Raw genomic sequence first — 24244 nt, 5'->3', positions numbered from 1 at the left:
ACTAAAAAAGGTTTACGTTAAAGTTATTATGACTCCTTCAGATCTTGAATTTGACCAGCGCCATATTTGGCATCCATATACCTCAATGACAAATCCACTTCCCACCTATCCGGTCATATCAGCCACAGGTGTAGAATTGGTTTTATCAGACGGTCGCACATTGATTGATGGTATGTCTTCATGGTGGGCGGCTATCCATGGTTATAATCATCCTGCTCTCAATGAAGCCGCAAAATCACAAATCGATAAGATGTCCCATGTTATGTTTGGCGGCATAACCCACCCTCCTGCGGTTGCACTGTGCAGGCAATTGGTGGCGATGACGCCGGATGCTTTGGAGTGTGTTTTTTTGGCGGATTCAGGCTCTGTCGCCGTCGAAGTCGCCCTAAAAATGGCATTGCAATATTGGCAGGCCAAAGGGAAAAAACGCCATCGTTTCCTGACCCTGCGTCATGGTTATCATGGCGACACTTTCGGGGCTATGTCTGTCTGCGATCCAGACAACTCCATGCATAATCTGTACAAAGGCTATCTCCCCAATCATCTGTTTGCCGATGCTCCGCAATGCCAGTTTGGTGATGAATGGCAAGCAGAAGATATCGCGTCTTTGAAACAATTATTGCTGCAATATCATGATGAAGTAGCCGCTGTAGTTTTAGAACCTATTGTTCAGGGTGCTGGCGGGATGCGAATTTATCATCCTGAATATCTGCGTCAGGTTCGTCAGCTTTGTGATGAATATCAGATCTTGTTAATTGCAGATGAGATTGCTACCGGATTTGGGCGAACTGGCAAGTTATTCGCCTGTGAACATGCGCAGATTGAGCCAGATATATTGTGCTTAGGCAAGGCATTGACGGGAGGATATATGACATTGTCCGCAACACTGACTACCCGCCATATTGCTGAAACTATCAGTCAAAGTGAAGCGGGCTGTTTTATGCATGGCCCAACTTTTATGGGTAATCCTCTGGCTTGCGCCGTCGCCAGTGCCAGCCTGAAATTGCTCGCTGACAGCCCATGGCAACAACGTATTCAAGCAATTGAAACTCAATTAAAAGCAGAACTATTTCCCCTCAAGTCACATAGTTTAGTCAAAGATGTTCGGGTGTTAGGCGCGATAGGTGTGGTTGAAATGAAACAGCCCGTAAATGTCGCTTCATTACAACGCCATTTTGTCCAACATGGGGTATGGATCAGGCCATTTGGCCGGTTAATTTACCTGATGCCGCCTTATATTATTCAAACAGAACAGCTAGCAAAGCTGACAAAGGCCATTGCGGGTACAATAAATTAAATAAAAATATATCCAGTCATATAAACAGGTTTTCATAATACTGAAAGCATCAGATGTTGGCGTTCCTTACCCCGCGCGGTGCGCGGGGTAAGGAATACTCCTATCATTTTGAAAGCTATTTATACGCATTAAACTTCAAATCGCAATTTACAACACGATATGAAACCTGATTTATTTCCGCTTAGCAGAAATAAATCAAAAACATTTTGAAGTTAGATTGGTATATCTCATTATATGACTGAAACAAATAAACCTGATTATTATATCCCTAATAAAAAAACATATTAAATGCATTTCCAAACGTCAATCACTGATAAATATTAATGACAAAAACAGAGGTTATTTCGTCACCTAGAAATAAGTTATTTGGTATATTCATGACGTAACCACACTCATTTAAACAAAGAGGAAAATATCATGAATACAGAAAATTTGATCACCCCTTCCAATGAAGAAATGCAGGATGTATTTAAACTATCTAAAAACAGGTATGAGCAAGAAATTTCACATTATGAAATTCTGGTAAGAGAAAAACCTGAGTTAGCTCCTTTGTTTGCAGAAACAGTTAAACCAGATACATTAACCAGCCCTGTCTTGCAACAAACAGAATTTATCAGTGGGCATTTTAACATTAATACATATTATCAATATGGTAATTATCCTTTTATCCAGGTATCATCTAACTCGGCTATTATTGGGCATCAGCCAAATATAGGTAAAAAAACCAATTTCAATGGCTATATTCAGGGAGGACATAATACACCACTACTGAATTTTAATAATATTCATCTTGGTGGCGTTGTAAAATACCCTTACTCCATTATCAACGCGCCATTAAATATTCAACTTTATATTTACCCAAGAAATATTATATTACGTCTTTTAAAAGGAAATGTTTATTTGGGCGATTTATATTCTGTACAACAGAATCACATATTAATTACATACCCTATTGTTTTATCTGGTATCGGCTCTTTTAATCTAATCCAACAATAAATTGCATTAATTTTTTATCTTAAGTAGCAAAGGCGTATTCTCCAGTCACATAGCAAGCTATGTGACTGGAAGCCCAAGGTTACAGCGCTAATACCGTCACCCACATCGGGCCTTTACCAACCGGATAACGCGCCAGTTGCGTTAATTCCCCCGAATATTTGTCAATGCGTGATACAGAAATATGATCTGATTTCTGCCCTGATGCAATCAGGAAACGACCACTGTGATCGATGGCAAAACCACGAGGCTGGGTTTCTGTCGGATAATGACCAACTAATGTCAGGTGATAACCATCTTCTGAAACGCGAAAATGGCTGAGCAGGCTTTCTGAACGTTCACTGGTATAAAGATGTCGGCCATCCGGTGTGATATGAATATCTGCCGACCACCGAACGTTGGAAAAATCTGTCGGCAGCGAATCAACTGATTGCACGATACGGTATTTTTCCCATTGACGCAGAACATCAACGGTTGAATCCAACTCATTAATGCAGTAAATAGCCTGTTTTTCCGGATGGAATGCCATATGACGTGGGCCTGCACCTACTGCTGTCGTTATTTCATCTGTCCGGCTTTCTGTCAGATAGCCTTGCTCATCTAAATTGAAAATACGAATGTGATCTTCTTTCAGACAGGGAACCAGCAGTTGACGATTTTCCCGCTCAATATTGGCAGAGTGTGGCGCTTGCAGGCCTTCTACAATTTGATGTGGTGCTGTAACGATCCCATTTTGATCAATAGGATGAACGCTTAAGTTATTAAAGCTGTAAGATGCAGAAAATAAAAAACGCCCTGCTCTGTCAGTAGATATATGCGTTGGGCTACCCGGCAATGGTGCAATAGCCTGCTGTTCAAGACGTCCATCTGCCCCAATTGCATAGGTGACGATACTAAATTGCGGACGAATTCCTACATATAAGTGTTTACCATCAGGGTTGACAACCATTGGCTGTACTTCACCGGGCACATTTACGGTCTGGAGAAGCACAAGTTCCCCTGCTACATTCAGCGACCACACGTGAATTTGTTGGCTATTTGGGCTGGCTGTATAAACCACCTGTTTCATGTTCTCTCCTTAATACTTCATTACCATTTCATTGATCTGTAACGATTCTTGAAAGATTTTGCCTGCTAAACTATCCATATACCAATCCAACGTCCAATTGCAGTTTGCAAATCAATATGATTGTTTATATTTTCCCCCCGCTACGCGAGGAGATATAAGACGCATCTTGAAAGGCAATTGGTATATGACGGTTTAACTATATTCAACTAACGTATAATATTTTGTTTATATCATGGACAACTTAGAGGACAACTCATGTCGTATCGCGTTATTGCGCTGGATCTCGATGGAACACTGCTCGATCCACAAAAACGTATCCTGCCCGAATCACTGACAGCCCTAAATGAAGCCCGCCAATCAGGTATCAAAGTTTTGATTGTCACTGGACGCCATCATGTCGCCATCCACCCTTTCTATCAAGCGTTACAACTCGATACGCCTGCGATCTGCTGCAATGGGACTTATTCCTATGATTATCATGCAAAGAAAGTATTGGCCTCTAATCCACTCTCTGCCCAAGAAGCTTCCCAAGCACTTTCCTATCTGCAAGGCACGGAAATTCAGCATTTGATGTATGTTGATGATGCCATTTTATATCAATTTCCTCACACTGTAGTCCGAACCCTTGCATGGTCGGATTCTCTGCCTGAACATCAACGCCCTAATATCCAGCAAACAGAGAGTTTTCAAGATGCAATCCACACGGTGAATGCCATTTGGAAGTTCGCTACCAGCTCATCCGATTTAGTGAAACTGCGTGAGATAAGTGGACAAATTGAGGAAAATGTTGGCCTTGAGTGTGAATGGTCATGGTTTGATCAGGTAGATATCGCCAAGAAAGGCAATAGCAAAGGTATGCGATTACAGCAATGGGTGGAATCGCAAGGCATGAGTATGAACGATGTGATTGCTTTCGGTGATAATTATAACGATCTCAGTATGCTGGAGAATGTTGGGTTGGGTGTCGCGATGGGTAATGGCGTTGAGGCCGTCAAAGAACGGGCAGATATTGTGACACGGGATAATACTCAACCTGGCATTGCTGAAATTCTGAGAAAATACGTACTGTAATTTAATCCAACGGGAGCAAATCAGTCCACTGCTCTGCTCCCTCTATAATGTTCCAGATAGTTATAAGTGACGATTCAACGAAACACTTTTTATCTGTGCATACAACCATTGCCCTGCCCGCAAATTAAGCTCTTCCCGCGCCCATGGCGTAATTCTTGCCCACAGGCTATGTTCACTCACTGCTAATTTGACATCAACCTGGCCATTATCTTCAAAAAACTCAATGACTTTGACTTGTAAGGTGTTACGGATGCTGCTGGATTTTGGTGGCTCCAAGACTAAAGAAACATCGGATGCATCAATACGGATACGCAGATCCGCTCCTGGAGAAACATTAACTTGTGGCAACCAAAGAAGTTTGTCAGACACCGCGACGGCGGTCATTTGATAACGTTGATGATGCTCCATAACAGAAACTTTTAGTATGCTACCCAAACTCTCTTTTTGCAGCCATGGACGCAATGCACTGCTCGACCAGACATCTTCCAAGGTTCCTGTTGCCCTGATTTTTCCGTTGTCCATAACAATAACATTCTCTGCCAAACGTAAAATTTCATCCAAACTGTGACTGACATAAAGGATCGGGATTTTGACGTCTTTGGACAACTTTTCAAGATAAGGTAATAACTCACGTTTACGCGGTAAATCTAATGATGCCAGTGGCTCATCCATAAGCAGGATTTCAGGGGCTGTCAATAATGCACGGCCAATCGCTACTCTCTGTCTTTCTCCACCAGATAACGTGATGGGAAAACGAGACAGCAAATGTTCAATTCCCAACAGGCCAATGATGTTGTCAAACTGGGGTTTCATCTCTGGCGCCATGCCGTACTGCAAGTTTCCCTTCACGCGATAATGCGGGAAAAGTCGCGCATCCTGAAAGACATAACCAATTCGGCGCTTCTCTGGTGGCACAAAGATCCTTTGTTCTGTATCCACTAAGATCGTGCCGTTTAAAACAATGCGGCCTTTTTGTGGATGGCTCAATCCCGCAATCACATTGATCAATGAGGTTTTTCCTGCCCCCGAAAGACCAAATATGGCAGTAATACTTTCTGTTGGTAAAGTGGTATTCACTTGCATGTGAAGCTCACCCAATCGCTGCTCAAAATCCAACTCTAACATGCTGCCCCCAAACGTTTTTTCCCCCAACGTGTCAGCCACTCAGAAAGCATCAATGACACCAGAGCCAATATAATGGCAATAACACACAAACGGGCTGCGGCGGTTTCAGCACCTGGCGTTTCTATCAAGGTATACATGGCAAGAGGAATGGTTCGGGTTTCCCCCGGAATATTGGAAACAAAGGTGATGGTGGCACCAAATTCACCCAACGAGCGGGCGAACGCCAATACCGCACCAACGATGATGCCAGGTAATGACAATGGCAGGGTAATGGTGAAAAAGACTTTAAGCGAACCTGCCCCCAAAGTACGGGCAGCCTGTTCCAGGCACCGATCAACACTCTCCAATGATAACCGAATGGCCCTGACCATCAGTGGAAAAGCCACCACAGCCGAAGCTAATGCCGCTCCTGTCCAATTAAACGCAAAGCTGATACCAAACCAGTCATAAAGGAATTCACCAATGATTCCGTGCCGCCCCATGCTGATAAGTAACAAATATCCCACCACGACTGGCGGTAATACCAGTGGCAGATGAATAATGCTGTCAAGCAGGGATTTGCCAATAAACTGGCAGCGAGCCAGCATCCATGCCATTAAGATCCCTAATGGCAAACTAAATAGCACAGCAATCGCTGAGATTTTTAAGCTCAGTAAAATTGCTTGCCATTCATATTCACTTAACATCTCCAAAAGATCCGTTCCTACAGTGAACTAAAGCCGTAACGTTTAAAAATAGCAGCGGCTTCAGGGGTTTTAAGGTAATCATAAAAATCGCGAACAGCCTGTTTTTCATGACCTTTGACTATTGTCATCGGATATTCCACCGGTTTATGGCTTTCAAGTGGGAAAACTCCCACAACTTTGACCTTATTGCTGGCAACGGCATCAGAGCCATAAACAATGCCCAGCGGGGCTTCGGCTCGTTCCACCAACGCCATACCACTACGCACATTGTTAGTGCGTGCCATCAATGGATTAACCGTATCCCATGCATTCAAATATTGCAGGGATTCTTTAGCATAAATACCAACCGGTACATGATCAGGATCGCCAACCGCTAACCGCCCTCCCGCCAGCAAAGACTTCCATTTTGTTTCTCGGTTGATCTCAACTTGATTCAAATGACTCTCTTTCGGCGCAATCAGGACAAGCTGGTTACCCAACAAGGTATGACGAGTATTTTCGGCAATTAATTGTTTGTCAGTCGCGTAATTCATCCACTGCTGATCGGCAGAAATAAAAATATCCGCCGGAGCTCCCTGCGCTATCTGGCGAGCCAGTGTTGATGATGATGCATAAGAGGCAACAATATCGCCCCGTTTCTCTTTTTTATACTGTGCCGCAATCTCATCTAATGCATTGGTTAATGAAGCGGCCGCAAAAACCGTCACCTTATCTGCTGCCCAGACGTTTCCAGCAAGCGCAAAAGAAACGACAGCCCCTGTCAGTAACTGATAAACTTTATTTTTCATTTTATACTCACCTAAGATCATCAATATGGTGCGTTGTATATAACAAGATACAACGTTAAATGAAAACGCTATTCTGAGATTAATCGGCAAGTTGTGAGTTAGTTTTAGTTTTTATACCAATCCAACTTCAAGTTGCAGCTTGCAAATCACGTTGAAAGACGATTGGTATATACCAATCTAACTTAAAATCAGGTTTCATATCGTGTTGTAAATTGCAACTTGAAGTTTGATGCGTATAGAGAAAAGGCAGGAATTTGATGATTACCCGGATAACCGGGTAATAGAAATGACAAAGTTCAAGATTAACGACTGGTATTTTCTGTTTTGGAGATAAGATTGAATAATCCCCCAAGTCCGTAAATCAACGCCAAAATCGCCGCCATCACCACGGGGACCATGATCAGTGCAAATCCCATACTTTTAAGCAATTCAAACATGCTAACCTCATATCCTGAGTGATTCACAAATTAACTGTGTCATTTCTGAATCTGACATAACACAGACGTTAATTGGGTTATTCTAGACAATAAAACAGTAACAGTAACCGTCGAAACGTGCGATTCTTATGGTTCTGTTGTAAGAACGCTCAAATAGTTACCCTAAATAAATCACTATGCAAGCCCAAATATTGTTAACACTAAAATTGCAACAACGTCTGTTCGCCGATCCCCGACGAATTGCGTTGCTTAAGCAAATTAAAATCACGGGTTCTATCAGCCAAGGCGCAAAACAAGCTGGGATCAGCTATAAAAGTGCCTGGGATGCCATCAATGAAATGAATCAGCTCGCCGATGAGATCCTGGTGGAACGTGCCACAGGCGGAAAAGGTGGCGGCGGTGCGTTACTAACCCATTATGGCGAACGTCTGTTGCAGCTTTATGATTTGCTGGAGAAAATTCAACAAAAAGCGTTTGATGTCTTGCAAGAAGATTCCCTGCCTCTGGACAGCTTGCTTGCGGCTATATCTCGTTTTTCGTTACAAACCAGCGCCCGAAATCAATTTTTTGGTACGATCATTGAACGTAGCCACGGCAATATTCAACAACATGTTCGTATTCTGTTGGCAGAGGGTAAAACATCAATCTATGCGGCTGTAACGGAACAAAGCGCCAATCGACTGAATTTAGTCACCGGAAAAGAAGTGCTGGTGTTGATTAAAGCGCCGTGGATAACCCTAACTAAAGATCATCTTTCTTCTGCTTCATTCGATAATGTCCTATCCGGCCAGGTCAGCCATATTGAAACAGGCACAGAACACAGCGAAATTATTCTGACACTTGATGGCGGTGAATCCCTTTGCGTTACGTTATCTAATCAGGAAGTGACACGTTTGCAACTCCAGCCCTGCGATTCTGTTGCTGCACTTTTCGATGCTGATAAAGTGATTATTGCCACTTTATGCTAATCGATTGCAAAAGTGATTAAGCCTCAATGAATAACAAACAGCTATACGCATTAAACTTCAAGTTGCAATTTACAACACTATTATATGAAACCCGATTTCTCCCCGTTTCGCGAGGAGAAATCACATGCATCTTGAAGTTAGATTGGTATACACATTGACATTGAACATTATTCCGCTTATTTCTGATGATCCTTTAATTGATGTTGCTTAAAAAGGAAGAAGAATGTCTGAATTGCAAATAAAGCAAGGTAGTTTCCGTTTAAGTGACACCCGTACCCTACGGCTACCGTCACTGAAAATTATTTCTGGTGAAAGCTGGGCTTTTGTTGGCGCAAACGGCAGTGGAAAATCTTCATTGGCGCGTGCACTGTCGGATGAATTAATCCAACTGGCAGGTGACCGTCATTGTTCGTTTCGCACACCAATACGTCTATCTTTCGAACAATTACAAAAACTGATTGATGAAGAGTGGCAACGCAACAATACAGATTTGCTCAGTGAAGGAGAAGAAGATACTGGACGCACTGCCGCAGACATCATCCAGCTTCACCATAAAGACAATGAATTGTGTCTTGAATTAAGCGAATATTTTGGTATCAAGGATCTGCTCTCACGACGATTCAAATACCTTTCAACAGGGGAAGTTCGTAAGGTTTTGCTATGTCAGGCATTAATGGTAAACCCGGACCTGCTTATCCTTGATGAACCTTTTGATGGGCTAGACAGTTATGCCCGCAATCAACTTACCCAATTATTAAGTTCTCTGGCAGCAAAAGGCATTACTTTAGTTTTAATCTTAACCCGATTCCATGAAATTCCTGATTTTGTCGAACAAGTCGGTGTACTGGCGGATTGTCATCTGACGCTAGCCGGAGAGAAAGAACGCATTTTGGCAGAATCTCTCGTGGCACAGTTAGCACACAGTGAAAGACTGAAAAACATCCATCTTCCCGAAGCAGATGAATACCGGACAGATGGACAACTTCCCGCGGATCAACCTTTGGTGTCAATGCGTGATGTTATTGTCCAATACAACGATAAACCCATTTTGCACGGCTTAAGCTGGCAGGTTAACCCTAATGAACACTGGCAAATCATCGGTGAAAATGGCGCGGGTAAATCGACACTTCTTAGCCTAATTACGGGCGATCACCCGCAAGGTTACAGCAATGAATTAATATTATTTGGCCGTCAACGGGGAAGTGGTGAAACGATTTGGGACATCAAACGTCACATTGGTTATGTCAGTAACAGTATTCATCTGGAATATCGTGTCAGTACCGGCGTTCGGAATGTTATCCTGTCTGGTTTTTTCGATTCAATAGGACTCTATCAGGCCGTTTCAGATCGACAGCAACAGTTAGCAGATGAATGGCTGGGTTTATTGGGATTATCTGGAGCAACAGCAAATAGCCCGTTTCATAGTTTGTCATGGGGGCAACAGCGACTGGTTTTGATTGCCCGCGCTCTGGTGAAGCATCCCGCTTTATTGATCCTGGATGAACCCTTGCAAGGGCTTGATCCTCTAAACCGCCAGTTAGTTCTGCGCTTCATTGACATCATGATTACTCATGGTGATACACAGCTTCTGTTTGTTTCCCATCATCAAGAAGATGCGCCACAGTGCATTACCCATCGTCTGCGATTTATTCCTGACGGTGATATTTATCGGTATGAAACTGAAAATATTTCCTTAGAATCACTGTAGTCATCTTTTTTCGTTCAATGCATGACGATGCTCCGCTCCCTCTCTTGACGGAGAGGGATTTCTGTTATCGTTCAATCTAATCATTCTTTAATAAAATCAAGTCATATTTTTTTGATATTTTTTATGATTATTTTTGAATTTTTTAACCATTACTATAGAATCACCGTTTATTTTTAGATTATTTCATTGGTTTTTTCAAAGATATTAGGGAATTATATGGCTTGGGCATTACTTGCCATTGCATTGGCTCTTTTAGAGCGTCGTCAGAAAATTGCTTTTTTCGTCGCACTCTTCGCTATCATTGCTGGGATCAACACTAACATACTTACCTATCCTGCTATAATCACGCTGACAGTGATCACTCTTTTAGGTATCGCATATCGTTATTGCCAAAAAAACAGCGAAAAACATGTTGTCCCCAAAATCGTTATAGAGCTGTTATTACTCATCGGTGGTATTTTACTGTTTATACATTACATCCCAGGATTCCATAATCTCAAGTATCTGGATAAAGTGCAGGCAGGCCCGCTCAGCGCACCTTTTTCAATGTATTTCAACTTTGACAAAGCACTGCTGCCATTTATCCTGATATTCTGTATGCCTACTTTGTTCATCCGAAAACCGTTGGCTAATGCGCCTGCTCATGGATGGGCATTATTAATTGCAGCTATTCCAGCATTATTATGGCTTGCAACTGTGTTAGGTGGATTATCCGTCGAACTCCATCTACCTAATTGGTTCCCGGCCTTTGTTATTGCTAATCTTTTCTTTGTCTCTTTGGCTGAAGAAGCACTGTTTCGTGGCTATATTCAGCAGAAGCTCAGTCAATGGATGAATCCTTATTTAGCCCTTATCATTACCTCCTTGCTGTTTGGCGCTGCCCATTTTGCTGGTGGGGCTTTACTGATGATTTTTGCTACGCTGGCAGGGTTAATTTATGGTCTGACCTGGCTGTGGAGTGGGCGTTTATGGGTGGCTGTTGCTTTCCATTTTTCACTCAACTTAATGCATCTGCTATTTTTCACCTACCCAATAAAATCAGTAGTTATGCACTAAACTGAATTCCATTTGATCTGAATTGTCTCCCTCTATTCGGAGACAGTTCAGATCATAAACTCTCCGTTATTCCCCTTCCCCCTGATATATGATCGCCGTAATTATCACCAAACATGATTTAAAACAGAAGATACGAGACTATTGTTTGCCGTTTTGACCTGTCGCGCCATATAATGCCCGCAGCGATCTTTTCATTTTGTATTAAAAAGTACTGATAGGAGTTTAAGCTATGGCTGTAACTAAACTGGTTCTTGTACGGCACGGAGAAAGCGAGTGGAACAAAGAGAACCGTTTTACTGGCTGGACTGATGTTGAATTGTCCGACAAAGGCCGCTCTGAAGCACAACAAGCTGGTCAACTACTGAAAGAAGAAGGTTTTACCTTTGATTTCGCCTACACTTCTGTTCTAAAACGTGCTATTCACACTTTGTGGAATATTCTGGATCAGGTTGATCAGCAATGGCTGCCAGTTGAAAAAAGCTGGAAACTGAATGAACGTCACTACGGCGCATTACAAGGTCTGGATAAAGCAGAAACCGCAGCCAAATACGGTGATGATCAAGTTAAATTGTGGCGTCGTGGCTTTGCCATCACTCCTCCTGATTTAACCAAAGATGATGAACGCTACCCAGGCCATGATCCTCGTTACGCCAACCTGAAACCAGAAGAGCTCCCAGTTACTGAAAGCCTTGCTACGACTATTGAACGTGTTATTCCTTATTGGGAAGAAGTGATCAAGCCACGCGTAGAAAAAGGCGAAAAAGTCATTATCGCCGCTCACGGTAATTCCCTGCGTGCATTGGTGAAGTATCTGGATAATATGAGTGAAGAAGAAATTCTTGAACTGAATATTCCAACCGCTGTACCACTGGTTTATGAGTTTGATGAGAACATGAAACCTATCAAACACTACTATCTGGGCAATGCTGATGAAATCGCAGCAAAAGCAGCAGCAGTTGCAAATCAGGGTAAGGCGAAGTAATTCTCAAATCGCATAAAGAATGTTAAAAGCCGGATTGATATCCGGCTTTTTTATGGCATTTTGCAATAAATTAGCTTCTGCGACTCTGGACAGCCTGGGACAACTGGCGCAGTAACGTTTCGGTATCTTCCCAACCAATACAACCGTCGGTTATACTTTGACCATAAACCAAAGGCTTATCACTCTCCAGGCTTTGGTTTCCTTCAACCAAATGACTTTCAACCATAACACCAATGATCGCGTTTTCGCCCCTTGCAATCTGACCGCAGACATCAACACCGACGTCCATTTGTCTTTTAAACTGCTTCGCGCTATTTGCATGGCTAAAATCAATCATCACGCGGGGAGCCAAGCCCGCTTTTTTTAGTCCTTCTTTAACGGCACCGACATGTTCAGCACTGTAATTAGGCTCTTTGCCACCACGCAGAATAATATGGCAATCTCGGTTACCTATTGTATTAACAATTGCGGAGTGACCCCATTTCGTGACAGACAAGAAACAGTGCGATGAACTTGCTGAATTAATCGCATCAATAGCGACTTTAATTGTGCCATCTGTACCATTTTTGAAACCAACCGGACAGGACAACCCTGAAGCCAACTCGCGATGAATTTGAGACTCCGTTGTACGTGCCCCTATCGCCCCCCAGCTCATGAGATCAGCTAAATACTGAGGAGTAATCATATCCAGGAATTCACCTGCCGCAGGTAATCCCATATTATTAATATCAAGCAACAATTTACGGGCAGTACGTAATCCGCCATTGATATTAAAACTGCAATCCATGCCTGGATCGTTAATCAATCCTTTCCAGCCGATAGTCGTGCGGGGCTTTTCAAAGTACACCCGCATGATAATTTCCAAATCAGCTTTCAATTCTTCACGTAATTTATTCAAGCGCTCTGCATATTCTAACGCCGCGTGTGGATCATGAATTGAACATGGACCAATCACTACCAATAGACGATCATCTTCACCAATTAAAATATTATGAATAGATTCACGTGCCTTACGAACAGTAATAGCACTCTCTTCTGTGGCCGGAAATTTTTCGAGTAATGCAACTGGTGGCAATAATTCTGTTATTTTTCTTATTCTTATATCGTCATTCTGGTAATTCATTATCCTTTCACCTAATACGTTTACAGTTATTTAAAACAATTTTGTGATCTCAATCTAACTGTTAGGCGTTGTTCTGTAAATAATCTTTGTGAGTAAAAATAGAATACTTTTTTATGGAAAATGCTATTGAGAGTAAAAATGATGTTAATTCAAATAAATATACTAATCTAACTTCAAATCACGTTTCATATCGTGTTGTAAATTGCAACTTGAAATTTAATGCGTATAGGCTAATTAAATAGCGTTTCAAAATGATAGGAGCCTTCCTTACCCCGCGCGCCGCGCGGGGTAAGGAACCCCAACATCTGATACTTTCAGTATTATGAAAACCTATTTAAGGAGAGAATGTCTTGTAGAGAAATATCAAATAACAGGCCATAGATTATCTATGGCCGACGATCGATTTAATTTACATCTCCTTTGGGTTGTTATCCGCTGGTTTCGCTGCCTTAATCCACAGGCGAGCACCATTCAATGCAATACCTGTCAAAATAATATATTGCAGCGACATCGCCAAAACGCCTTGATAGTAATAAATCACGACACTGATAACATCGATGATAACCCAAATCAGCCAATTTTCTACATGCTTACGCGTCATTAGTATCATTGCCACGATGGATAATACTGTCATCACTGAATCCCAGAATGGGAAAGCATCGGACTGTAACTCAGGCATGATGATATTAAAGCCCATTCCCTGTAGGGCGAGCACCACCACTTTTGCCATATAACCAAATAATTGATCGATATTAAATGTCATGATCAATATGGCAGCGATGGAAATTGCGGCAACAACAGCCATCTGTTTAGGGTTGAGCCACCGAATTTTAAGCTCTATTTGTTTTTGCTCATTGACTCGGCTCCATGCATACCAACCATAGACATTGGCCGCGAAGAAAAAGATTTGCAGAATAAGGCTGGCGTAGAGTTGAATTTGAAAGAAGATAACAGCGAATAGCGAGACATTAATTAATCCAAACAGGTAATTAATGATTTTCTCCTGACTAGCGAGCCAAATACATAACAGCCCTGCTATCGTACCAACCGCTTCAATATATGAAAGGTTATAGCCGCCCGTTCCTAGTGGTATATGCACGAATATGTTATTAATGTTGAAAAAATCCATACTTTTTTTATCCTTACCATAAATAATGTTTAGTATATCAATACAAAAAACATGAAATTACGAGATAAATAGGCTATTTTGCACTTTGGTGTTTTACATACTAAACAAGATAGCGAATTTAAGAAAAAAAGTCTTTAATTATTTTAAAGAATTAAGAATGATAAGGAAAAATGTGAAGTCAGTAATCAATTTATTAAGTTATCTGCTGCGACTAATCGATTAAAAGTCAACGGTTCTACTGACTGAGTTAACGCCCCATCTAAGGAGTATTTGAGGTGAAAGTTTAGATGGTGGGTCGTGCAGGATTCGAACCTGCGACCAATTGATTAAAAGTCAACTGCTCTACCGACTGAGCTAACGACCCATCTAAGGAGTACTTGAGGTGAGAATTTAGATGGTGGGTCGTGCAGGATTCGAACCTGCGACCAATTGATTAAAAGTCAACTGCTCTACCGACTGAGCTAACGACCCATCTAAATCTGTTTGGCAGTTATCCTTGCCAACGGCGGCATATATTACTGATTTCTCAGTATGGTGCAACGTTTATTTTAGAAAACTTGTTTAAATGCTTATTAAGCAGTCAATTATCCCCCAAAAGACCGATATCTGACCTTTCGGGGATAATTATTACATCCCAGAAAGCTTTTTCCCGGCCATTTTTGCTGCATTAGTACCTGGATATTGCTTAACCACCTGCTGATAAACCGCTTTCGCTTTATCCTTTTGCCCCTTTTCCTGCATGATTAAACCCACTTTATACAGGGAATCACTGCTTTTTTGTGACTTAGGATAGTCTTTCACGACAGTGGCAAAATAATAAGCCGCATCGTCTTTCTTGCCTTTGTTGTAATTCAACTGCCCTAACCAATAATTAGCATTCGGCAAATATTTAGATTTGGGATAGGTTTTGGCAAAATTTTGAAATGCGACAATCGCTTTATCATATTCTTTGGTATTGATAGCCAAAGAAACAGCGGCATCGTAATCACCTTTTTCACTTCCTGTACTTGCCGACACAGCAGATTGTTTATTCCCAGCTTGTGCCGAACGATTTTCTGGTTCTGAATTCTCTGCACTGGCTGGATTGGTGATTTTATCCAATTGCAGATAAAGATCTTTTTGACGTTCAATGATCTGATTTAATTGATACTGGTTTTCCTGAATTTGGCCACGGAGTGTATCGATATCACGTTGCGAATCAGAAAGTTGTTGCTGGAGCTGAGTTAATAATTGACTGTGAGCGTCAGAAATACGCTCTAATTGGGAGAGGCGCTCATCGGTGGAGCCTGAGCCGACATTACTGATTGGCGCTTGGGCGGTAGCGGCCCAAGGAGCCGCTACGCCAACCAATAACGACAGACCCAACATATAACGTCTGAAGTTACTGTTCATGCATTACTCTTAGTATACGATCACAGCGCGACGGTTTTTCGCATATGCTGCTTCGTCATGGCCAAGTACAGCTGGTTTTTCTTTACCGTAAGAAACGATAGCAAGCTGATCAGCAGAAACGCCTTTGCCTTGCAGATACATTTTCACTGCGTTCGCACGACGCTCACCCAGAGCAATGTTGTACTCTGGAGTACCACGCTCATCCGCGTGACCTTCGATAGTCACTTTAACAGATGGGTTAGTGCGCAGGAAGGCAGCATGTGCATCCAACATCTGAGCAAATTCGCTGTTGATATCGTACTTATCGAAACCGAAGTATACGATGTTGTTGTTTTGCAGCTCTTGCATCTGCTGACGTGCTAATTCTTCAGCAGACAGAGTCTTAGAAGAATTATCAACAGTGCTTACACCAGACTGATCATTATTGCCAGTTTTGTTAGAACTACACGCTGCTACGGCCATGATTGGTAAAGCTAACATCAGCCCTTTTAGCATTTTGTTCAGTTGCATCTCTTTGATCCTTTTATAGTTTGCCATACATATTATTATGCATCACAGATACGGCGACCAGGCAGGGAATTTTACCTGTCCATCGGTAGCCGGAAGACGCGCTTTGAAACGCCCATCAGTCGAAACTAGCTGCAATATAGTTCCCCACCCTTGAGTGGAGCTATAAATCACCATAGTGCCATTAGGTGCGATGCTCGGCGTTTCATCCAGAAACGTATCTGTCAAGACTTGGACAGATCCCGTTGCCAGATCCTGTTTGGCGATATGCTGACTGCCACTCGCTGAGCTAACCATCACAATAAAACTACCGTCAGGGCTAACATCTGCATCTTGGTTTTGTGATCCTTCCCAAGTTAGGCGTTGTGGAGCACCGCCATTAATATCGATTTTATACAATTGTGGACGCCCACCCTGATCTGAGGTATAGACCAGTGTCTGGCTATCTGGCATCCAGCTTGGCTCAGTATTATTACTGCGGCCATCGGTAATCTGGCGGATTTGGCCAGACGCTAAATCCATCACGTAAAGATTCAAACTACCAGTTTTAGATAATGCAAAAGCAAGCTTAGTTCCATCCGGAGAAAATGCGGGGGCTCCGTTATGGCGAGGGAACGAAGCGACCTGACGAACAGCACCTGTTGCCAGTGTTTGAATAATCAGCGCAGAGCGACCGCCTTCAAATGTAACATAGGCAAGCTTGGAAGCATCTGGCGACCAGGCCGGTGACATCAATGGTTCCGGTGAGCTATGTACGGTAAATTGATTATAGCCATCATAATCAGAAACACGCAGCTCATAACGATATTTCCCCGCACTGTTATTTTTAACGACGTAAGCTATACGAGTAGTAAATGCACCTCTAATGCCTGTCAATTTTTCAAATACCTGATTACTGGCTGTGTGTGCGGCGAAACGTAACCATTTCTTTTCAACTGTGAATTGTTCTTGTGCCAAGACCGTTCCTGGCGCACCAGCAACGTCAACAAGCTGATAAGAAACCAGGAATTTACCATCTGCACTGGGTTGAATATTTCCAACAACAACTGAATCGATCCCTAACGCAGCCCATGCGGCAGGCGTTACCTCTGATGCAGTAGTTGGTTGTTGCGGCATACGAGCAGAGTCAATCGGATTAAATTTCCCACTGTTTCTCAAATCCGCAGCAATAATTGAACCAATATTTTCTGGTGACTCACCGACCCCAGTCCATTTAAATGGAACAACGCCAATAGGACGGGCAGAATCAACACCCTGTGTAATTTCAATGCGAACCTCTGCATGAGCAAGCGCTGCCCACATCACCAGAAAGCCCAATATGACTTTAAACATCTGTTTAAAAGTTTGCTTCATCATCTCTCCCTTATCGCGATCTTTTTATCTGCCGCAATAATCCGCCGGATTCTAACAAACGCCAACAAACAAAACTAGACACCTAAATAAAATCTAATAATTTTGTTTGTACATATAAATTATTCGTAAGTTTGGTTAACACATAATGATTATCTACCAAACATTTAACTTACTGCGGTTTAAATTCTAGCGTGAAACTCTTAAAATATTCATAAACCTCTTTGCTTGGTGGAGGCGGCATTTTTTTTGCCAAATTAGCGGCGGTAATAGCGGCTCGACATAATGCCGGATCACCCGCTCCTGCTTTGATATCAATCAGTAATCCATCTGGCGCCAGCTTTATATTCAAATCACAAGTACGACCGATATACAGGCTTGGATCGCGAAAATTCTGCTGGATCACAGACTGGATCCGTCCCTTGTAATTATTAATTTCCGAATCTGAAGGCCCACTTTTCTTACCACCACCTTTTCCGGCCGAAGTTGCTCCCCCCTGCTTAGGCGTATTAGACGCTAATCCACCTAACAGATCATTAACCGTTTGAGCTTGCTTTGCTGCTTCAGCCTTAGCTTTTGCTTCTGCTTTCACCTTAGCTTTTTCTTCTGCCTCTGCCTTGGCCTTAGCTTCCGCTTTAGCTTCCGCCTCAGCCGCCGCTTTACGTTTTACTGCCTCTTCCGCTTCTTTCTTCGCCTGGGCTTCCGCTTTCTGGCGGGCTTCCGCTTGCTCTTTTAGAATTCGTTCTTTTTCTGCCAGTGCTTTTGCAGCCGCTTCTTCTGCCTGCTTTTGGTCTTCACGCGCTTTGGCAGCAGCGGCATCAGCCTGTTCCTGCTCTTCACGTGCTTTAGTGGCAGCAGCCTCAGACTGTTTTTTCTGCGCTTCAGCTTCCTGCAATGCTTTAATTCGCTCTTCTTCAGCCACTTTCAAACGTTCCTGTTCTTCCGCCTGCTTTGCCCGCAATTCAGCCGCCTGTTGCTCCGCTTTTTTCTTCCGCTGTTGTTCAGCTAACTTTGCATTGGCCTGTTGCTGTTGTTGCTGGTTATATTGCTGAACGACGGCATTCGGATCAACCATAACAGCATCAATGACAGTACCGCTTTGTCCACCGCCCCCCATTTCTGTTTTTTGCCCCCAAGGACCCCAAATCAGAAATCCGATCAGGATAATGTGCAATATTACCGAAATAATAATGGCGCGATTCAGCCTATTATTTTGCTCGCTTGTCTTTCCCACGCTCGATATCCAGAAACTTTAAGTGACAACCGTTGTCAGGCGCCGATAGGCTGAGTCATTAAGCCCACCGATTTGACACCGGCCTGACGAAGCATATTCAATGCCTTGATAATTTCATCATAAGGAACTTCCTTAGCGCCACCGATCAAGAAAACCGTTTTCGGATTGGCTTTCATCACGGTTTGAGCTTCTGCAACGATTTGCTGTTCAGGTAACAACTCCAAGCGTTCCTGATTAACAATCATGTTGTACTGCCCTACCCCAGAAACTTCCACTATGACCGGCGGATTATCCGTGCTGGAAACGGTCTTTGAATCCACCGAATCAGGTAAATCAACTTCCACACTTTGCGTGATAATCGGTGCCGTTGCCATGAAAATAAGCAGTAATACCAGCAACACGTCCAGCAAGGGGACGATATTGATCTCAGATTTTAGCTCACGTCTGCGACTACGAGTGCGCGCCATTCGCTGATTTCCCCTTACGATTTATTACGGCTTATTAGTATTGGAAGCAAAAGCCTGACGATGCAGGATAGCCAGGAATTCTTCCATAAAGTTATCGTAAACTTGTTCTAGTTTGTTAACTCGCTGGTTCAGGCGGTTATAAGCCATCACCGCAGGAATTGCCGCGAACAGGCCAATCGCTGTTGCAATCAAAGCTTCAGCAATACCAGGCGCAACCATTTGCAAGGTTGCCTGTTTGACCGCTCCCAATGCAATAAATGCATGCATGATCCCCCAAACCGTACCAAACAAACCAATATAAGGGCTGATCGAACCTACTGTACCCAGAAATGGTATATGATTTTCCAATACTTCCAACTCACGATTTAGTGAAATACGCATGGCACGGGAAGCCCCTGTAATAACCGCTTCTGGTGCATGGTTATTTGCCTGATGTAAACGAGCAAATTCTTTAAACCCGGAATGGAATATCTGCTCAGTACCACTTAACGAATCACGGCGTGACTGACTTTCTTTGTAAAGGCGAGATAATTCAATACCAGACCAAAATTTATCTTCAAATGCTTCTGCCTCACGGCTTGCGGCATTCAGGATTTTTGTTCGTTGAATAATGATTGCCCAAGAGACGATAGAGAAGCCAATCAAAATCAGCATGATCAGCTGTACTAAGAAGCCTGCCTTAAGAAATAAATTCAGGATGTTCATGTCAGTCACTGCTTAAACTCCGCGACAATAGACTTTGGAAGCGCAATCGGCTTCATTTGAGATGAATTCACGTAGACAACCAGACATTCTGCGCTGCTGATAACTACGCCATTGCAATCAACAATTCGTTGAATAAATGTTAGAGAAGCGCCACGGATATTTGTAACTTCGCTTTCAACAACCAGCTGATCATCCAGTTTTGCTGGTTTCCGGTAGTCAATCGTCATGCGACTAACAACAAAGCCAACTTGCTCATCTAGCATAGACTGTTGGTGGAAACCTCTTTCCCGCAACATTTCTGTACGAGCTCTTTCGTAAAAACCCAAATACCGAGCGTGATAAACCACACCACTAGCATCTGTGTCTTCGTAGTAAACACGGATAGGCCAACGGAATAACATATTACTCATATAATCCTAATTAGGCGAATTGACGCTGTCACTATACTTAAGACAATAGCGCTTTGGAATGACCTGTCAGTAAAAAAAATTTATAGGCCGATGGCCTATAAAATTACAATTATTTTACTTAAAGAAATGATATAAGCCAAAAAGAAGAATAAAAAATGCAGGTAGCGGATGAAAAAACAATCGCCAAATAAGATGGTTAGGATGAAAACCAACACCAAAAGTAACGCCAGAACAAACTGCCCAAATCAATAAAACACCTTGCCATATTTGTAGTGAACTGGTACTGGCGGCAAAACGGGCCGGATCCCAAAACACACAGGCAGCGAGTGTTAAGGCGATAATGAGGATAAGAGCCCTCAATGGGCCCTTATCCATAAGTTGGTAGCATTTATCAGCCAACATTATTTTTTGTCACTCTCAGAAGCGTTCTGTGATTCGCTATGCTCAAGTGCCAAAGCAGCAATGACCGCAAAGCTACAAGCCAAGAGCGTTCCGAGAATCCAAGCAAAATACCACATGCTTATGCTCCTTAGTACAGTGAGTGTTTGTTGTTATCAATGTAGTTCTTATCCAAACGCCCGAAGGTTTTGTAATAACACCATATGGTGTAAGACAGCACGATAGGAACGAAGATAAGTGCAACAATGAACATAACTTGCAACGTCCACTGACTGGATGTCGCATCCCACATAGTCAGACTGACATTCGGATCAATGCTTGATGGCATCACGAACGGGAACATAGCAATCCCTGAAGTCAGGATAATGCAAGCGACTGTCAGGGATGAGAATAAGAATGCCCAAGCACCTTTATCCATCCAGGTAGCCAGTATAGTCAGCAGTGGAAGCAATACGCCCAACACAGGTATAGCCCACAGAACAGGATAGTTATTGAAGTTGGTCAGCCATGCGCCTGCCTGCTGGATAACTTCTTTATGTAACGGATTGGATGCCGCATTAACATCCAGGCCTCCCGTGACAACATAGCCATCAATGCCATAAATCAGCCATATCCCTGCCAGCAGGAACGCAATTGCCGTTATCGCAGCACAAACATGGGTTGCAGTACGGGAGCGCAAGTGCAGTTCGCCTGTTGTACGCATTTGCAGATACGTTGCCCCTTGCGTCACAATCATCATCAGGCTAATCACCCCTGCCAGCAAACCATAAGGGTTTAGCAATCCAAAGAATGAACCCTCATAAGAGACACGCAGGTAAGAATCTACCGCCAACGGTACGCCTTGCAACAAGTTACCGAATGCCACTCCGATAACCAATGCAGGTACGAAGCTACCGATAACCAGCCCCCAATCCCACATATTACGCCATTTGCTGCTTTCCAGTTTTGAACGGTAATCGAAGCCAACCGGACGGAAAAACAGAGCAGCCAAAACCAGAATCATGGCCACATAAAAGCCAGAGAAAGCGGCGGCATATACCATCGGCCATGCGGCAAACAGGGCACCACCCGCGGTAATTAACCAAACCTGGTTACCATCCCAGTGCGGGGCAACTGAGTTAATCATGATACGGCGTTCGGTATCATTTTTACCAATGATCCGCAGCAGGATTCCCACTCCCATATCGAAACCATCAGTCACCGTGAAACCGATCAGTAACACACCAATCAGCAGCCACCATATAAATCGTAATACATCATAATCAAGCATAAGTGGACTCCTGCTTACCCAATATTATTCGCTGAAGAAGCGGTTTTTTGCTCAAAATGGTAACGTCCAGTCTTGAGGCTGCTTGGGCCAAGACGGGCAAATTTGAACATCAAGAACATCTCTGCGATCAAGAACAAAGTATACAGACCACAAATCAGCACCATTGAGAAAATCAGATCACCGACACTGCGTGTTGAAGCCGCGACAGCCGTTGGTAACACTTCACCAATCGCCCATGGCTGACGGCCATATTCTGCGACAAACCAACCAGCTTCAACGGCAATCCATGGCAATGGAATACTGAACAATGCCGCACGTAACAGCCACTTATGTTGACCGATGCGGTTACGGAGAACACTCAGGAACGACAAGCCGATAACCAACAACATAATAAAACCAGCAGCAACCATGATACGGAATGCAAAGTAGAGTGGTGCTACACGTGGGATAGAGTCTTTCGCCGCGGCTTTAATTTGCTCTTCTGTCGCATCAGCTACGTTTTGGGTATAACGCTTCACGAGCATGCCATAACCAAGATCTTTCTTACTTTCATTAAATGCACTGCGAACATTCGGATCAACATTACCTGCACGCAGTTCTTCCAGTAATTCATAAGCCTTGATGCCATTACGGATACGCTGCTCATGCTGGCTCATCAAATCACGCAGACCAACAACCGGTGTCTCTGTAGAGCGGGTAGCAATTAAACCTAAAACGTAAGGAATTTGGATAGCGTATTTATTTTCCATTTTGTCCTGATCGGGAAGACCAATCAGCGTGAATGAAGCCGGAGGTGGCTGGGTTTCCCACTCTGCTTCAATTGCTGCCAATTTGGTTTTCTGCACGTCCCCCATTTCATATCCAGATTCATCACCCAGAACAATGACAGACAGTACCGCAGCCATACCAAAACTCGCTGCAATCGCAAAAGAACGTTTAGCAAACCCCAAATCGCGCCCTTTAAGCAGATAGTAAGAGCTGATGCCTAGCACAAAAACAGCCCCTGTTACATAACCGGCGGCAACAGTATGGACAAATTTCACCTGTGCTACTGGGTTAAGTACCAGTTCGCTGAAGCTCACCATCTCCATTCGCATGGTTTCGAAGTTAAAGTCAGACGCAATCGGGTTTTGCATCCAACCATTCGCAATCAGGATCCACAATGCAGAGAAGTTAGAGCCTAATGCAACCAGCCAGGTAACCGCCAAGTGTTGTTTCTTACTCAGTCGATCCCACCCGAAGAAAAACAGACCAACGAATGTGGATTCGAGGAAGAATGCCATCAGACCTTCGATGGCCAAAGGCGCACCGAAAATATCACCAACATAATGTGAGAAATATGACCAGTTGGTTCCGAACTGGAACTCCATGGTCAAGCCCGTTGCGACACCCAAGGCAAAGTTAATACCAAATAACTTACCCCAGAATTTTGTCATATCTTTATAGATTTGTTTGCCAGAAAGGACATATACCGTTTCCATGATCGCAAGCAAAAACGCCATACCGAGCGTTAATGGGACGAATAGAAAATGGTACATAGCAGTTAAGGCAAACTGTAATCGTGACAGTTCGACAATATCAAACATCTTGACTCCTTGCTCCTAGCAGGAAGACACCGACTTGCGGCAACCCGACTTCGTAAAACGAAAGTCTCGTAACTACCAGCAATAAATGCCTCAAACACAACAATGAATTATTACAAAATCAAAAAACTCAATAGATACCACAATAATATTACGCCTATATTCACATACAATAAATAGCTTTTACGTGACTCAGCTTAGAATTCTGAATATAGGTCAACAATACTATACATTCTTAGGTTAATGCCTATATATACTAGATCAATTTAATCAAGTTTAGCGAATACAATCCAGAGTAATAAATTGATTTTAGTCAATTTTTTCCTTATTTTGTTAAGCTTTACAGTTATTATTTCATTATAGTTTATTTAGTGTTAATAAGTTGTTATTTGCAATGACTCGTAATTTATTTTTTGCTGTAAAACGCATTAGAAAATTAACTTTTCGTTTTCATTCTTTAAAAAATATATTTTTCCGATATTTCCAATTTAATTA

General features: G+C 42.9%; 25 protein-coding genes and 2 tRNA genes. 7 read left to right on the top strand and 20 right to left on the bottom strand.

Annotation, left to right across the window (positions count from 1 at the left end):
• The first annotated feature begins 28 nt into the window (after positions 1 to 28).
• Entirely contained in the window at positions 29 to 1297 is a 1269-nt protein-coding gene (gene bioA / locus WDV75_RS07475) for an adenosylmethionine--8-amino-7-oxononanoate transaminase (RefSeq protein ID WP_273570689.1), read from the top strand.
• Positions 1298 to 1714: 417 nt separating this feature from the next.
• Positions 1715 to 2293, top strand: coding sequence for a hypothetical protein (locus WDV75_RS07470; RefSeq protein WP_273570690.1), 579 nt, complete (start codon positions 1715 to 1717; stop codon positions 2291 to 2293).
• Between the two features lie 79 nt (positions 2294 to 2372).
• Here WDV75_RS07470 and pgl read toward each other — a convergent pair whose 3' ends face one another.
• Positions 2373 to 3359, bottom strand: coding sequence for a 6-phosphogluconolactonase (pgl, locus tag WDV75_RS07465; RefSeq protein WP_273570692.1), 987 nt, complete (start codon positions 3357 to 3359; stop codon positions 2373 to 2375).
• Between the two features lie 255 nt (positions 3360 to 3614).
• Here pgl and WDV75_RS07460 point away from each other — a divergent pair, with 255 nt between their 5' ends.
• Complete coding sequence (locus WDV75_RS07460; RefSeq protein ID WP_273570693.1) at positions 3615 to 4430, top strand: pyridoxal phosphatase; 816 nt, start codon at positions 3615 to 3617, stop codon at positions 4428 to 4430.
• A 60-nt stretch (positions 4431 to 4490) separates the two neighbouring features.
• Here the strand turns inward: WDV75_RS07460 and modC are convergent, their stop codons facing one another.
• From modC to WDV75_RS07440, 4 genes are all read right to left on the bottom strand, one after another.
• Positions 4491 to 5555 (bottom strand): molybdenum ABC transporter ATP-binding protein ModC, encoded by a 1065-nt coding sequence (modC, locus tag WDV75_RS07455; protein WP_273570694.1) that lies wholly within the window; start codon positions 5553 to 5555, stop codon positions 4491 to 4493.
• Positions 5549 to 6241 carry a molybdate ABC transporter permease subunit gene (gene modB / locus WDV75_RS07450; protein ID WP_273570696.1) on the bottom strand — a complete coding sequence of 231 codons (693 nt, stop codon included), beginning with the start codon at positions 6239 to 6241 and terminating at the stop codon, positions 5549 to 5551. The genes modC and modB overlap by 7 nt, the downstream gene beginning before the upstream one ends.
• A gap of 17 nt (positions 6242 to 6258) precedes the next feature.
• Complete coding sequence (modA, locus tag WDV75_RS07445) at positions 6259 to 7029, bottom strand: molybdate ABC transporter substrate-binding protein (protein ID WP_273570698.1); 771 nt, start codon at positions 7027 to 7029, stop codon at positions 6259 to 6261.
• A gap of 302 nt (positions 7030 to 7331) precedes the next feature.
• Positions 7332 to 7466 (bottom strand): AcrZ family multidrug efflux pump-associated protein, encoded by a 135-nt coding sequence (locus WDV75_RS07440; RefSeq protein WP_074018394.1) that lies wholly within the window; start codon positions 7464 to 7466, stop codon positions 7332 to 7334.
• Positions 7467 to 7642: 176 nt separating this feature from the next.
• Here WDV75_RS07440 and modE point away from each other — a divergent pair, with 176 nt between their 5' ends.
• From modE to gpmA, 4 genes are all read left to right on the top strand, one after another.
• Positions 7643 to 8434, top strand: a complete 792-nt coding sequence (modE, locus tag WDV75_RS07435) for a molybdenum-dependent transcriptional regulator (RefSeq protein WP_273570702.1) — start codon at positions 7643 to 7645, stop codon at positions 8432 to 8434.
• A gap of 223 nt (positions 8435 to 8657) precedes the next feature.
• Entirely contained in the window at positions 8658 to 10142 is a 1485-nt protein-coding gene (gene modF / locus WDV75_RS07430; protein WP_273570703.1) for a molybdate ABC transporter ATP-binding protein ModF, read from the top strand.
• A 216-nt stretch (positions 10143 to 10358) separates the two neighbouring features.
• On the top strand, positions 10359 to 11198 hold the full coding sequence (locus tag WDV75_RS07425; protein WP_273570704.1) for a CPBP family intramembrane glutamic endopeptidase: 840 nt from the start codon (positions 10359 to 10361) through the stop codon (positions 11196 to 11198).
• 229 nt (positions 11199 to 11427) lie between these two features.
• Complete coding sequence (gene gpmA, locus WDV75_RS07420) at positions 11428 to 12180, top strand: 2,3-diphosphoglycerate-dependent phosphoglycerate mutase (protein ID WP_189758129.1); 753 nt, start codon at positions 11428 to 11430, stop codon at positions 12178 to 12180.
• Between the two features lie 70 nt (positions 12181 to 12250).
• Here gpmA and aroG read toward each other — a convergent pair whose 3' ends face one another.
• The 15 genes from aroG to cydA form a co-directional block, all read right to left on the bottom strand.
• Complete coding sequence (gene aroG, locus WDV75_RS07415) at positions 12251 to 13303, bottom strand: 3-deoxy-7-phosphoheptulonate synthase AroG (protein WP_273570707.1); 1053 nt, start codon at positions 13301 to 13303, stop codon at positions 12251 to 12253.
• 409 nt (positions 13304 to 13712) lie between these two features.
• Positions 13713 to 14432, bottom strand: a complete 720-nt coding sequence (gene pnuC / locus WDV75_RS07410; protein WP_273570709.1) for a nicotinamide riboside transporter PnuC — start codon at positions 14430 to 14432, stop codon at positions 13713 to 13715.
• A 288-nt stretch (positions 14433 to 14720) separates the two neighbouring features.
• Positions 14721 to 14796: transfer RNA gene (locus WDV75_RS07405), tRNA-Lys, on the bottom strand.
• A 31-nt stretch (positions 14797 to 14827) separates the two neighbouring features.
• Positions 14828 to 14903: transfer RNA gene (locus WDV75_RS07400), tRNA-Lys, on the bottom strand.
• 156 nt (positions 14904 to 15059) lie between these two features.
• Complete coding sequence (cpoB, locus tag WDV75_RS07395; RefSeq protein WP_422399063.1) at positions 15060 to 15800, bottom strand: cell division protein CpoB; 741 nt, start codon at positions 15798 to 15800, stop codon at positions 15060 to 15062.
• Positions 15801 to 15833: 33 nt separating this feature from the next.
• The gene (gene pal / locus WDV75_RS07390; RefSeq protein ID WP_273570740.1) at positions 15834 to 16334 is read right to left on the bottom strand and encodes a peptidoglycan-associated lipoprotein Pal; all 501 of its coding nucleotides are present in this window, start codon (positions 16332 to 16334) and stop codon (positions 15834 to 15836) included.
• Positions 16335 to 16376: 42 nt separating this feature from the next.
• Positions 16377 to 17663 (bottom strand): Tol-Pal system beta propeller repeat protein TolB, encoded by a 1287-nt coding sequence (gene tolB, locus WDV75_RS07385; protein WP_420497544.1) that lies wholly within the window; start codon positions 17661 to 17663, stop codon positions 16377 to 16379.
• 190 nt (positions 17664 to 17853) lie between these two features.
• A complete protein-coding gene (gene tolA / locus WDV75_RS07380; protein WP_273570713.1) occupies positions 17854 to 18915 on the bottom strand; it encodes a cell envelope integrity protein TolA in 1062 nt (353 codons plus the stop codon).
• Positions 18916 to 18950: 35 nt separating this feature from the next.
• Entirely contained in the window at positions 18951 to 19382 is a 432-nt protein-coding gene (tolR, locus tag WDV75_RS07375) for a colicin uptake protein TolR (protein ID WP_273570715.1), read from the bottom strand.
• A gap of 24 nt (positions 19383 to 19406) precedes the next feature.
• Complete coding sequence (gene tolQ / locus WDV75_RS07370) at positions 19407 to 20096, bottom strand: Tol-Pal system protein TolQ (protein ID WP_273570717.1); 690 nt, start codon at positions 20094 to 20096, stop codon at positions 19407 to 19409.
• Positions 20093 to 20497: a tol-pal system-associated acyl-CoA thioesterase gene (gene ybgC, locus WDV75_RS07365; RefSeq protein WP_189758122.1), complete on the bottom strand. Its 405-nt coding sequence runs from the start codon at positions 20495 to 20497 to the stop codon at positions 20093 to 20095. The genes tolQ and ybgC overlap by 4 nt, the downstream gene beginning before the upstream one ends.
• 114 nt (positions 20498 to 20611) lie before the next feature.
• A complete protein-coding gene (ybgE, locus tag WDV75_RS07360) occupies positions 20612 to 20899 on the bottom strand; it encodes a cyd operon protein YbgE (RefSeq protein WP_273570720.1) in 288 nt (95 codons plus the stop codon).
• Positions 20899 to 21015, bottom strand: a complete 117-nt coding sequence (cydX, locus tag WDV75_RS07355; protein ID WP_099131149.1) for a cytochrome bd-I oxidase subunit CydX — start codon at positions 21013 to 21015, stop codon at positions 20899 to 20901. Before cydX ends, ybgE begins: the two co-directional genes overlap by 1 nt.
• An 11-nt stretch (positions 21016 to 21026) precedes the next feature.
• The gene (gene cydB, locus WDV75_RS07350; RefSeq protein WP_189758120.1) at positions 21027 to 22166 is read right to left on the bottom strand and encodes a cytochrome d ubiquinol oxidase subunit II; all 1140 of its coding nucleotides are present in this window, start codon (positions 22164 to 22166) and stop codon (positions 21027 to 21029) included.
• Positions 22167 to 22180: 14 nt separating this feature from the next.
• Positions 22181 to 23752 (bottom strand): cytochrome ubiquinol oxidase subunit I, encoded by a 1572-nt coding sequence (cydA, locus tag WDV75_RS07345; protein ID WP_273570724.1) that lies wholly within the window; start codon positions 23750 to 23752, stop codon positions 22181 to 22183.
• Positions 23753 to 24244 lie beyond the last annotated feature (492 nt).

Origin of the sequence: Xenorhabdus griffiniae, from assembly GCF_037265215.1 — a bacterium.
GTDB lineage: Bacteria > Pseudomonadota > Gammaproteobacteria > Enterobacterales > Enterobacteriaceae > Xenorhabdus > Xenorhabdus griffiniae.
The sequence above is the reverse complement of the archived record's forward strand: the minus strand, read 5'-3'. Positions and strand labels throughout refer to the sequence as shown.

Coding starts and splice junctions, on each gene's coding strand:
- bioA (WP_273570689.1), top strand. CDS start 29: ATGACTCCTTCAGATCTTGAATTTGACCAGCGCCATATTTGGCATCCA.
- WDV75_RS07470 (WP_273570690.1), top strand. CDS start 1,715: ATGAATACAGAAAATTTGATCACCCCTTCCAATGAAGAAATGCAGGAT.
- pgl (WP_273570692.1), bottom strand. CDS start 3,359: ATGAAACAGGTGGTTTATACAGCCAGCCCAAATAGCCAACAAATTCAC.
- WDV75_RS07460 (WP_273570693.1), top strand. CDS start 3,615: ATGTCGTATCGCGTTATTGCGCTGGATCTCGATGGAACACTGCTCGAT.
- modC (WP_273570694.1), bottom strand. CDS start 5,555: ATGTTAGAGTTGGATTTTGAGCAGCGATTGGGTGAGCTTCACATGCAA.
- modB (WP_273570696.1), bottom strand. CDS start 6,241: ATGTTAAGTGAATATGAATGGCAAGCAATTTTACTGAGCTTAAAAATC.
- modA (WP_273570698.1), bottom strand. CDS start 7,029: ATGAAAAATAAAGTTTATCAGTTACTGACAGGGGCTGTCGTTTCTTTT.
- WDV75_RS07440 (WP_074018394.1), bottom strand. CDS start 7,466: ATGTTTGAATTGCTTAAAAGTATGGGATTTGCACTGATCATGGTCCCC.
- modE (WP_273570702.1), top strand. CDS start 7,643: ATGCAAGCCCAAATATTGTTAACACTAAAATTGCAACAACGTCTGTTC.
- modF (WP_273570703.1), top strand. CDS start 8,658: ATGTCTGAATTGCAAATAAAGCAAGGTAGTTTCCGTTTAAGTGACACC.
- WDV75_RS07425 (WP_273570704.1), top strand. CDS start 10,359: ATGGCTTGGGCATTACTTGCCATTGCATTGGCTCTTTTAGAGCGTCGT.
- gpmA (WP_189758129.1), top strand. CDS start 11,428: ATGGCTGTAACTAAACTGGTTCTTGTACGGCACGGAGAAAGCGAGTGG.
- aroG (WP_273570707.1), bottom strand. CDS start 13,303: ATGAATTACCAGAATGACGATATAAGAATAAGAAAAATAACAGAATTA.
- pnuC (WP_273570709.1), bottom strand. CDS start 14,432: ATGGATTTTTTCAACATTAATAACATATTCGTGCATATACCACTAGGA.
- cpoB (WP_422399063.1), bottom strand. CDS start 15,800: ATGTTGGGTCTGTCGTTATTGGTTGGCGTAGCGGCTCCTTGGGCCGCT.
- pal (WP_273570740.1), bottom strand. CDS start 16,334: ATGCAACTGAACAAAATGCTAAAAGGGCTGATGTTAGCTTTACCAATC.
- tolB (WP_420497544.1), bottom strand. CDS start 17,663: ATGTTTAAAGTCATATTGGGCTTTCTGGTGATGTGGGCAGCGCTTGCT.
- tolR (WP_273570715.1), bottom strand. CDS start 19,382: ATGGCGCGCACTCGTAGTCGCAGACGTGAGCTAAAATCTGAGATCAAT.
- ybgC (WP_189758122.1), bottom strand. CDS start 20,497: ATGAGTAATATGTTATTCCGTTGGCCTATCCGTGTTTACTACGAAGAC.
- ybgE (WP_273570720.1), bottom strand. CDS start 20,899: ATGTTGGCTGATAAATGCTACCAACTTATGGATAAGGGCCCATTGAGG.
- cydX (WP_099131149.1), bottom strand. CDS start 21,015: ATGTGGTATTTTGCTTGGATTCTCGGAACGCTCTTGGCTTGTAGCTTT.
- cydB (WP_189758120.1), bottom strand. CDS start 22,166: ATGCTTGATTATGATGTATTACGATTTATATGGTGGCTGCTGATTGGT.
- cydA (WP_273570724.1), bottom strand. CDS start 23,752: ATGTTTGATATTGTCGAACTGTCACGATTACAGTTTGCCTTAACTGCT.